General features: G+C 63.5%; 10 protein-coding genes. 5 read left to right on the top strand and 5 right to left on the bottom strand.

Going from position 1 to position 10,159, the window contains the following annotated elements:
* Together dhaK and ENZ75_RS09610 are read left to right on the top strand one after the other, a co-directional pair.
* Window positions 1–877 (top strand): dihydroxyacetone kinase subunit DhaK (dhaK, locus tag ENZ75_RS09605; protein ID WP_128278054.1); only part of this gene is annotated, 877 nt, incomplete at its 5' end.
* 64 nt (window positions 878–941) lie between these two features.
* Window positions 942–1,958 carry a nucleotidyltransferase family protein gene (locus ENZ75_RS09610; RefSeq protein WP_063169893.1) on the top strand — a complete coding sequence of 339 codons (1,017 nt, stop codon included), beginning with the start codon at window positions 942–944 and terminating at the stop codon, window positions 1,956–1,958.
* A 7-nt stretch (window positions 1,959–1,965) separates the two neighbouring features.
* On the opposite strand, the gene ENZ75_RS09615 is transcribed toward ENZ75_RS09610, so the two are convergent.
* The 4 genes from ENZ75_RS09615 to ENZ75_RS09630 all read right to left on the bottom strand — a co-directional run bounded on the left by ENZ75_RS09615 (window position 1,966) and on the right by ENZ75_RS09630 (window position 4,849).
* Complete coding sequence (locus ENZ75_RS09615; RefSeq protein WP_063169892.1) at window positions 1,966–2,943, bottom strand: hypothetical protein; 978 nt, start codon at window positions 2,941–2,943, stop codon at window positions 1,966–1,968.
* Window positions 2,940–3,374, bottom strand: a complete 435-nt coding sequence (locus ENZ75_RS09620) for a lasso peptide biosynthesis B2 protein (RefSeq protein WP_063169891.1) — start codon at window positions 3,372–3,374, stop codon at window positions 2,940–2,942. The genes ENZ75_RS09615 and ENZ75_RS09620 overlap by 4 nt, the downstream gene beginning before the upstream one ends.
* Entirely contained in the window at window positions 3,374–3,658 is a 285-nt protein-coding gene (locus tag ENZ75_RS09625) for a PqqD family protein (protein WP_013528093.1), read from the bottom strand. Before ENZ75_RS09625 ends, ENZ75_RS09620 begins: the two co-directional genes overlap by 1 nt.
* Window positions 3,659–4,102: 444 nt before the next feature.
* Complete coding sequence (locus ENZ75_RS09630) at window positions 4,103–4,849, bottom strand: DUF2259 domain-containing protein (RefSeq protein WP_244514258.1); 747 nt, start codon at window positions 4,847–4,849, stop codon at window positions 4,103–4,105.
* A gap of 209 nt (window positions 4,850–5,058) precedes the next feature.
* On the opposite strand from ENZ75_RS09630, the gene ENZ75_RS09635 reads away from it, so the two are divergent.
* From ENZ75_RS09635 to ENZ75_RS09645, 3 genes are all read left to right on the top strand, one after another.
* Entirely contained in the window at window positions 5,059–6,966 is a 1,908-nt protein-coding gene (locus tag ENZ75_RS09635; RefSeq protein ID WP_063169890.1) for a propionyl-CoA synthetase, read from the top strand.
* A gap of 112 nt (window positions 6,967–7,078) precedes the next feature.
* A complete protein-coding gene (locus ENZ75_RS09640) occupies window positions 7,079–8,161 on the top strand; it encodes an acyltransferase (RefSeq protein ID WP_063169889.1) in 1,083 nt (360 codons plus the stop codon).
* Between the two features lie 246 nt (window positions 8,162–8,407).
* Window positions 8,408–9,166, top strand: coding sequence for a metallophosphoesterase family protein (locus ENZ75_RS09645; protein WP_013528097.1), 759 nt, complete (start codon window positions 8,408–8,410; stop codon window positions 9,164–9,166).
* A gap of 76 nt (window positions 9,167–9,242) precedes the next feature.
* On the opposite strand, the gene ENZ75_RS09650 is transcribed toward ENZ75_RS09645, so the two are convergent.
* The coding region (locus ENZ75_RS09650; RefSeq protein ID WP_128278056.1) for a polysaccharide biosynthesis tyrosine autokinase at window positions 9,243–10,159 on the bottom strand (917 nt) is incomplete at its 5' end.

Below are 10,159 nucleotides of genomic sequence, written 5' to 3' on the forward strand. Positions count from 1 at the left end.
CCGCAAGACCTTGCGGCCGGGCAAGGTGGCGCTGATCTCCGGCGGCGGTTCCGGTCACGAGCCGCTGCATGGCGGCTTTGTCGGTCACGGCATGCTGGACGCCGCCTGCCCCGGCCAGGTGTTCACCTCGCCGACACCGGACCAGATGCTGGCGGCGGCAGAGGCCGTCGACACCGGCGCCGGCTGCCTGTTCATCGTCAAGAACTATGAGGGCGACGTCATGAATTTCGAGATGGCGGCCGAAATGTCGGAAGGCGTCCAGCAGATCGTGACCAATGACGATGTCGCGGTCGAGAATTCTTCCTATACGACGGGCCGGCGTGGCGTCGCCGGCACGCTGGTGGTGGAAAAGATCGTCGGCGCGGCGGCCGAACATGGCCTGGCTCTGGCGTCGCTGAAGGCGCTTGGCGACCGCGTCAACGCTGCTACCCGCTCGATGGGCGTGGCGCTGACCAGTTGCACCGTGCCGGCGGCGGGCAAGCCGACTTTCGATATCGGCGACGGCGAGATGGAGTTCGGCGTCGGCATCCATGGCGAGCCCGGCCGCCGGCGCGATGCGCTGAAAAGCGCCGATGCGATCGCGCAGGAGATTTGCGCCGCGATCCTCGGCGATCTCGGCGACAAAGCGAAAGGCCCGGCGCTGCTGTTCGTCAACGGCTTCGGCGGCACGCCGCTGATGGAACTCTATCTGATGTACAACAGCGCACGGCTAATCTTCGAGAAGCATGGCGTGACGGTGACCCGTTCGCTGGTCGGCTCCTACGTCACCTCGCTCGATATGGCCGGCTGCTCGATCACGCTGACCATGCTCGACGACGAGACGACCGCATTCTGGGACGCGCCGGTACACACTGCGGCGCTGCGCTGGGGCATGTAAAAGCTGGCTTACATTAGGCTTTTCTGCAACCATTCCTGACTTGCTCGCAATGCTAGCTGGGTTGATGCTGCCACCGCTTACTTCCGCCCAAGAAAGACTCTTGCTGCGCTTCGCTGACCCCGAGGCGGCGGCAGGCGGCGAAGATTTGTCGGCAAAGACGCTGACGGCGCTGCTCGACAATGCCGAGTTTCACGGCGTGCTGCCGATCATGTTGCGCAAGCTCAGCGGGGACGCGCGGCTGCCAGCGGATGCCGACCTGCACGGCAAGCTGGAGGATCTGCGCCAGAAGGCAACGATCGCCACCGGCCAGTCGATGCTGTTGAAGTATCATGGCGACCGCATCATGAAGGGACTGGCGGCGGACAATATTCCGGCGCGGATCGTCAAGGGACCCGTCTTCGCGCGAAAGCTCTACCGCAACGTCGCCGACAGGCCCTTCACCGACATCGACATCCTGGTCGAACCCGCCAATCTGGCCAGGGCAAACCAGGTGATCGCGGCATGCGGCTTCGAGCTTGGCAGCAACGAGGCCGAATCCTACGAATTGCAGGAATTCAAATGGTTGGAAAAAGAGAATTCCAGCCTGCTGGTCGAACTGCATGGCGACCTCGTGCATGACACCGGCATGCGGCGGCGCCTGTCGCTGGGTTTCCCTGAATTGCGCGCCATCGACGGCGAAGCCACGGACACGCCGGCGGCTCTTCTAACGATCGCCATCGTGCACGCCGCCGGCGGCCACAAATTCCACCGCCTGCAGCTTTGCGTGGACGTGCTGCAAGGCGTGCGGGCGCTGCAATCACCCGAAGCGGAAGCACGCCTGTTCGACGCTGCCCGTATGACCGGCATCGAACTGGAGTTGGCAATCGTGCTCAATGTGACCGGCCAGCTGTTCGACGAGAGCCGCGCGCTCGAACTCGCCGGCCGCATCAAGCCCGACCTCTCCATACGGCTGGCCAGGCGGCTGATCACAACGAATACGCTGCTTGGCGTCAATTCCAGGGACAGACTGGGCTCGCGCCTGCGCCGCGACGCCTTCCGGTGGATTCAGAGATTGGCCAAGGCCAGGCCGCAAGTAGCCTGACTTGACGTCAATCCAGGGTGCCGCGGATCAGCGCCGCAGCGTCAGCCGGGCGCGCGCCTACTTCGAGCTGGAAGGTCGGCACCGCATTGACCAGCCCGGCGATGGTCGCCAGCCTGCGCTTCTGCATCGGCAGCAGCCCGGTCATGCCGGTGCGGACATTGTCGACTGCCAGCGCCACCATCGCGTCGGTCCTGGCCATGGCGACGAGCCGGGTCTGCCCGTCGGCGGAACGCGCCAGGTGCAGAAGCGCCGCCACCGGCCGGGCGGATGCGTTTTCCACCCGGATGATACCGCCCAACCGTTCTAACGAGACCGGCTGTTCGCCGTTGCGATCCCACGTCTGGCCAAGGCATGGCGCCACCTGCGGGATCATTTCGGCAGTCTTCCGGTGGATTTTGACGGCGCGCGGCAAGCCCCAGGCTACAACCTTGCCCGAAGCGACATTCAGGATCATGGCGTCGTCGGAGCAGAGGCCAAAGCCCTGTGTTGCCAGCGCCAGCGACGTCGTGGTCTTGCCGGTGCCGCTCGGGGCGTGGATCAGCACCACCGCATCGCGGTCAGGCAAGGTCAGCCCGGCCGTATGCAGCATATGCTGGCCACCGGCGTCGAGCGCGGCATCCAGGACCAACATCGACGGCGTCCAGGCGGCTTTCGTACCGGTGCTAATCCGGAGTTCGGCCCAACCTTCCCCACCATTGATCGCAACGGTTTGGCGCCCGGGAAAGACCAGATGGACAATGCCGCCATCCTCGATCATCCGGCAGGGACCATCCTCCGGCACCTCGCCATCGAAGACCAGGGATCCATTGGGTGTCTCGTCCAGCGTGTCTGTTTCGGTGATCTCAAGACGAAAGTCCGGCGCGACGGGTTCCCCTATGCGCAGGCTGCCCAGCATCCGGTCGAAATCCTGCCACAGCTCGGAGCGCTCGGCCGATATGCCAAGGATCAGGCCGTTGAGGCCATAGCAGGCTGAAGGTCTGGTCAAGCGGGACGCGCCTTTACGGCATCGGCATGATGACGATAGATCTCGACCATGCCGGGAAGCTTGTCGCTGACCACCGGCTTGCCGTCGAGGCAGACCCAGCAATGCGCCGATAGACGCTGCGCTTGCATCGACTGCGGTTCGACGCCGAAGCGCAGGTCCGGATCGAAGCCGGCTAGTCGCAGGAAACGATGACCGAGCAGACCTTCCCTCAAGCACCTGCGGTCACGCATCAGCCAGGGGTGGCGGACCGTGCGGTTGACGCTCTCGACGATGTAGGCGGACGGCAGACCGCGATAGGGCGTCGACGAGGCGAGCGGCGCCCATCTGAGCACCTCCTCGAAGCTCCGGTTGGTGACAAGGACCGGCATCAGCCGCGCGCTCGCCCAGAGATGGCAGCGAAAAAGAGCGCGCAGGAGCGGGCCGTCAGCCATCAAGCACCTGGCGCGGCGAGGATACCTTCCGAGATCAGATCCGTGGCCAGTGCCGCCATGTCCTGATCGAGCGTCCCCTTGTCGACCTCGAACTCCTCGCACAGCAGGTCGACGATCTGGTCGAGGTTGCGCGCGCCGTCCACCTTGTCGAGAAAGGCTTCGGTCGTGCCGTTGCATGTATAGAGCTGGCCGCTGCGCGCCAAAAGCACGACTGCGCCATCGCCCACATGCTGCACCGAGGCATCCTCGGCCAGCCGCAGAACGGTTCCAGAGACTATTTCCACCACGCCCCCTCCAAGCCATGCTCATCCCGGAAATCAGATAGCGCGGAGGTGGAGCGCTGTCTATCGGCCGATCACGGGAGCCCGGTGCACGGACCAACGGCCTTGCTGACAGATTCTCCGCGCCAGTCGCGTTAGAACCTGCTCGGTTGCGTCTTCCCGGCCGCATTCGGCCCAGAAATAGTTATCGATGAAACGTGACAAACAGCGGGCTGCCGGCAGCGGACGTTGCATTTCTTCCCCTAAGTAAGGTAAAACCTGCCTGGGTATTGGGGAGATAGCGTATGCGTTACAATTGGGAGCGAGCTCCGACGAGCTTCGAACGTCATAGAAAAGCGCTGGCGACAGCCATTTTGATCGCTGGCGGCATTGGCCTCATGCTTGTGGCCCTGCCGATCTAGAAACAACCTTCAGACAGATCGGCTGCCAGCGCTTGGGCGTGACCTCTCAGCGTGGCTCCCCGGTCACCGCGAGGAAGCGGCGATCGCGCCCCTCGAAACCCTGGCTGAAACGCTGCACCAGCACAACGATCACCGCCGGCTTGCCGGCCGGGGTAAGTTCGTAGGATTCCGACAGGCTGTAGGAGGTCGGGCAGTTTCTTGAGCCCGGCACGGTCTTGTCCTCGTGCAGGATCTTGAACGGCTTGCCGTCCTGGCCTTGCAGCGTCAGCCGGAAGCCGAGTGCCTTGCCAGATGTGTCGCGCTGCTCCGTCGTTGCGAAACTCGCCGAACAATCGCTCGTGCTGGCTGCCAGGATCTCGTCGAGCTGGATGGTCGAAACGCCCGTTTCGCCATGGAGCGGCGACAGCCATTTCTGCGACACCTGTTCGAGGCGGGAGATGTCGTTGTAGGCAACCATTTCACCCGGAAAGGTGAATTTGTCGGACGCTGTCTGCTCGGCTGGGGATGTGATTGCATAATGGGCGAGAATGGGCGCCGCCTGAGCGGCGGCCTGCGCCCTCGCCTGCTCCAGCGTCAGTGTCGCCTCCTCCGTCTCATCGACGACGAGGATCGGCTTACCGCCAACGAACCGATCCGTACGGGTATCGATGACGTCGATCTCAGACCAGCCGGAGTCCGAGGCGCCGGCGTCGAGCGTTCCATATTGCTCGAAGGCGAAATAAGCGCCATCCGGCGAAAAGCCGATGATGTGCCGTGCCGCGGCATCGCCGGCTTCAGCGGTTCCGGTGGACATAGCAAGTACGGCGCCCATGACCGATGATAGCGAAAAGCGCCCGATGATCCGCACAGCAGCAGACATCACCACCCCAGTCCCGTCTCGCAGTTCATAACTGCTTGCCCCCAAGCGCCAGGTCGATGCCGTCGTCACAATGGCGTGGATTTGCGGCCAAGGGTAGAGCGCGCTATCTGGAAGGAAGAAAAACATTTCCCGGGGAGGTATGGATGGCTTCACGCTATCACGAGGTCTATGAAGGCTGGAAACGCGATCCGGAACAATTCTGGGCGGATGCGGCCGGCGCCATCGACTGGTATTCGCCCTGGGACAAGGTGTTCGACGCCAATGCCGGTGTCTATGGCCGCTGGTTCACCGGCGCCACCTGCAACACCTGCTACAATGCCATCGACCGCCACGTCGCCGGCGGCCGCGCCGACCAGATCGCGCTGATCCATGACAGTGCGATTGCCGGAACCGTGAAAAAGTTCACTTATGCCGAGCTGAAGCGCGAGGTCGTCGCGCTGACTTCGGTGCTGAAGAACCGCGGCATCGGCAAGGGTGACCGCGTCATCATCTACATGCCGATGGTGGCCGAGGCGGCCATCGCCATGCTCGCCTGCGCCCGCATCGGCGCGGTGCATTCGGTGGTCTTCGGCGGCTTCGCCTCGCATGAGCTTGCCACCCGCATCGACGATGCCAGGCCGAAGCTGATCATTTCGGCATCCTGTGGCCTGGAGCCAGGCCGCGTCGTTGCCTACAAGCCGTTGCTCGACAAGGCGATCGAGATCTCCCGCCACAAGCCGGACGCCTGCCTGATCCTGCAGCGCGACCAGTTGCGCTGCGAGTTGAAGGAGCATTTCGACATCGACTACGCCGATGCCGTCGCCCGCGAACGGGCAGCGGGCGCCAATGTCGACTGCGTGCCGGTGCTTGCCACCGATCCGCTCTACATCATCTACACATCGGGCACGACCGGGCAGCCCAAGGGCATCGTGCGCGACAATGGCGGCCATATGGTCGCACTGAAATGGACGATGGAAAACGAGTTCGGCGTCAAGCCGGGCGAGGTGTTCTGGGCGGCATCCGATGTCGGCTGGGTGGTCGGCCATTCCTACATCGTCTACGGACCGCTGCTGCATGGCTGCACCAGCATCCTGTTCGAGGGCAAGCCTGTCGGCACGCCCGATGCCGGCACCTACTGGCGGGTGATAGCGGAGCATGGCGTGGTCGCGCTGTTCACCGCGCCGACCGCATTCCGCGCCATCAAGGGGCAGGACCCGAAGGGCGAGTTCATTGCCAAACACGACCTCTCGAAGTTCCGCACGCTGTTTCTTGCCGGCGAGCGCGCCGACCCGGAAACCATCAAATGGGCGGAGCAGAAGCTGAATGTGCCTGTGGTCGACCATTGGTGGCAGACAGAGACCGGCTCGCCGATGACGATCAATCCCGCCGGCCTTGGCCTGCTGCCGGTGAAATACGGCTCGCCCGGCGTGCCGATGCCCGGCTACGACATCCGCGTGCTCGACGATGCTGGCCATGAGGTGAAGCGCGGCACGCTGGGCAATGTGGTGATCAAACTGCCGCTGCCGGCCGGCTGCCTGCCAACGCTGTGGAATGCCGATCAACGGTTCCGCCAAGCCTATCTCGACGAGTTCCCCGGCTTCTACAAGACGGCGGATGCCGGCATGGTCGACGAGGACGGCTATCTCTACGTCATGGCCCGCACCGATGACATCATCAATGTCGCCGGCCACCGCCTGTCAACCGGCGCCATGGAAGAGGTGCTTTCGGCCCATCCCGATGTCGCCGAATGCGCGGTCATCGGCATTGCCGACGCCATGAAGGGCCAGGTTCCGCTGGGCTTCGTGGTGCTGAATGCGGGTGTGACCCGCGATATCGGCTCCATCGAGAACGAGGTGGTCGGCCTGGTGCGCGAACGCATCGGCCCGGTCGCCGCCTTCAAGACGGTGGTGACGATCAAGCGCCTGCCCAAGACGCGATCGGGCAAGATCCTGCGCGGCACCATGCAGAAGATCGCCGACAAGGAGGAATGGGCCATGCCGGCAACCATCGACGATCCGGTCATCCTCGACGAGATCACTGCGGCGCTGAAGGAACGTGGGATCGGCCTTTGAGCCACTGAAGGTGGGCCGCGGACGACCTTTTCGATCGGCAAGCAATACTTTTATTGTGCGACGCAGCAATGCACCCTAAAGTCGTTCGCGGGGGGCCATCGACAAAGGTCGCATGGCTCAGCAGAAGATTACATTTGGCGGCGTCGACATCCTGCGCTTTCTCGCCGCCGTCATGGTCATGGTCTACCACTATGGCTTCTGGGTGTGGGCGTATCCTGACGGTGTTTCGGCGCGCGCCACGGGCGGCGTTCCCCCGCAGCCGGCAATAGGCGCCTGGGTCGAATCCGGCTGGGTCGGCGTCCAGATCTTCTTCGTCATCAGCGGCTTCGTCATCGCCTTCAGCGCCGAAAGGTCGACACCCCTGCGGTTTTTCGAAGCCAGGGTGAAACGGCTGGCGCCGGCCGTGTGGATCTGTGCGCCGGTCACTGCGGCGGTGCTTTTGATCGTCGGCCTCAGCTGGCCGACCGATGCCGTCGTCAGGCTCGTCCGCACCGGCCTGTTCGCCCCTTACGCGCCATGGGTGGACAGCGTCTACTGGACGCTCGGCATCGAGATCGCCTTCTATGCCGTCGTCTGGACCTTGCTGCGGCTCGGCCGCTTCCATCTAATGGAAATTGTGGCGCTCGCCATCGGCCTGGTCAGCGCGCTGTTCTGGTGCCTCTACTGCCCGCTCGACTGGGCCGACCTTGCCGAAACACGCACGCTCGACCTGCTTCTGGTGCATCACGGCGTGTTCTTCGCCACCGGCGTCATGCTGTGGCTGATGCGCTTCAAGGCGGTGACAGCCGCCCGCCTAGCCTTCTGCGCCCTGTTCCTGGCCGGTGGTGTGCTGCAGATCGCCAGTTCGGTCGACGTTCATATCCTGAAGGTCGGGCGTGATATGCCCTTCGCCCCGCCGATCCTCATCTTCCTCATAGGCATCGCGCTGATGGCGTGGTCGCTGCGGCTCGACCTCTCCTGGAGCGGCTGGCGCCGGATCGGGCTGATGACCTATCCGCTCTACCTGCTGCACGATGTCGTCGGCGCGGCCCTGCTCGGCATCCTGGTCCGCGCCGGTCTGCCGCATCTGTTCTCGATGGCGGTCGTCGGCGCGACGATGATCGCGGCAAGCTGGCTAGTGGCGACCGAGGCCGAACCACGCATCCGGCTGCTGCTCGACCATACCGTTTTCCGTTATCGGCTTAAGGCAGCCTGACGACGGTCCGGCAGACCGGCCCGGCCGCCGACCTAAAGCATGTCGCGCCTGAGCGGATTCAGGCCCACCCCAGGCCTTTGTTCCACGGATCGCTCTCCCAAAACGGAGCTCACTTCCGAGCGACATGCATTGGCGGTGCCGACCCGGCGCAGCTGCATTTTCCACGATTGCGGAATTCTTCGTTTCGGGCATGATAACAGGCACTTATGCCTTCGGCATGAGAGCTTGCCTCGAGACGCCCGGCACGTGACCCTGTTCCAGCGAAAACCCCGCATCGCGGCGCGTCCGCGCCTCGATATCGATATGCAGGACGCTGTCGTCTATGCGATCGGCGACGTGCATGGCTGCTACAAGGAACTCCGCGCGCTGGAGCAGAAGATCCTGCTCGATTCGCTGCGCTTCCAGAGCCGCAAGATCATCGTCATGCTTGGCGACTACATCGACCGGGGGTTTCAGTCGGCGCGGGTGCTCGATCACCTCCTGGCGCCGCCGCCGAAAGGATTTCAGCGCATTTGTCTTGCGGGCAACCACGAAGTGGCAATGCTGAACTATCTCGACGGAAATCTGTCCCGCGAACCCTGGCTGGCGACGGGCGGCCTGCAAACCCTGTTTTCCTATGGCATCGATCCGGCGCGCCTCACCAGCCTCTACGGGAGCAGCGCGCAGATCGACCGGCGCATAAGGGAGATCATTCCGGACGATCACGTCAGCTTCCTGCGCGGGCTGCCGATCATGGTCCGTTCGCGGAAGTTCGTGTTTGTCCACGCCGGCATCAGGCCCGGCGTCGACCTTGCGGCGCAAACCGACCATGACCTGATCAACATCCGTTCGGACTTCTTCGAGGCAACGCACCTGCTCGACCGCTGGGTGGTGCACGGGCATACGCCGGTGGATGTCCCGAAGCTCGAAGGGCGCCGGCTCGGCATCGACACGGCCGCCTTCCAGAGCGGACGCCTGACCGCCGTCAGGATCGCCGACAAGCAAGGCAGGCTGATCTTCTCCTGACGCGCAACGATATTCAGGTGTGCTGGCCTGAAGATCGATACACTTCAGAGTGGACCCACTCGCGCAAAGGTCGACGTCAGACCGGCGCCTTGCCGCGCACTTCCGACTTTTCCAGATAGTAGCTCGAATATTTATCGAAGAATTTTTCCGAACCGCCGAACGAGCCGTATTTGGCCAGTTTCTTCAAATCGACCTTGTTCAGCACCGCGCCGACGATCTTGTTGGCGACATAGGGTTCGGATTCCAGCATCGACCTGACCATCGCGCGCGGGGTGCGCCCCCACTCGGTGACCAGTACAAAACCGTCGACCAATGGCGCGAAGGCCTTGGCGTCGACCACCGGTCCGAGCGGCGGCAGATCGACGACGATGTATTCGAACGTCTCCTTGGCGTTCTCGATGAAGCGCCGCATGCCGGCCGAGGAGAGAAGTTCGCTGGTATGCGAGAAGTGACCGCGCAGCACCGCCGGGATGATCGCCAGCTTCGTCTGCCTGTCGATCTTGCCGACGGACTGCCAGGTCTGGCCGCCGACCACCGCTTCCATCAAGCCCTGCTCGGTTTCCATGCCAAGGCCTCGGCTGAGGCCGGGATTGCGCAAGTCGCCGTCGATCAGCAGCGTCTTGGAGCCATTGGCGGCAAGCAAGCCGGCGAGATTTGCCGCGACCGTCGACTTGCCCTCGCCGGGAAGCACCGAGATGATGCCGATGACGCGGCTGCCTTGCCCTTCCATCACGACGTCGAAGGCGATCTTGGCGCTGCGCAGCGTTTCGGAGAACATCGAGGCTGGAGAATCGATGCTGACCCGCATGCGCGCCCGCTTTTCGGCTGAAGACAGCGATTGGGTGGTCTTGGCGTCCACCTGGGTCTCGCCCGGCTTTTCTTCCTTGCCGAGCTTGCCGCCGATCGTCGGCAGGTAGCCGAGGAATTTCAGGTTGACGCGGTCGCGCACGTCCTCGCCGGTCCTGAAGAAGCGTTCGTTGAACTCGTTCAGGC

The organism is Mesorhizobium sp. M7A.F.Ca.CA.002.04.1.1 (assembly GCF_004022805.1).
Classification (GTDB): domain Bacteria; phylum Pseudomonadota; class Alphaproteobacteria; order Rhizobiales; family Rhizobiaceae; genus Mesorhizobium; species Mesorhizobium ciceri.

Excerpts from the sequence above, each read along its gene's own strand:
- ENZ75_RS09610 (WP_063169893.1), top strand. The coding sequence starts at position 942 with ATGCTGCCACCGCTTACTTCCGCCCAAGAAAGACTCTTGCTGCGCTTC.
- ENZ75_RS09640 (WP_063169889.1), top strand. The coding sequence starts at position 7,079 with ATGGCTCAGCAGAAGATTACATTTGGCGGCGTCGACATCCTGCGCTTT.
- ENZ75_RS09620 (WP_063169891.1), bottom strand. The coding sequence starts at position 3,374 with ATGGCTGACGGCCCGCTCCTGCGCGCTCTTTTTCGCTGCCATCTCTGG.
- ENZ75_RS09630 (WP_244514258.1), bottom strand. The coding sequence starts at position 4,849 with ATGTCCACCGGAACCGCTGAAGCCGGCGATGCCGCGGCACGGCACATC.
- ENZ75_RS09635 (WP_063169890.1), top strand. The coding sequence starts at position 5,059 with ATGGCTTCACGCTATCACGAGGTCTATGAAGGCTGGAAACGCGATCCG.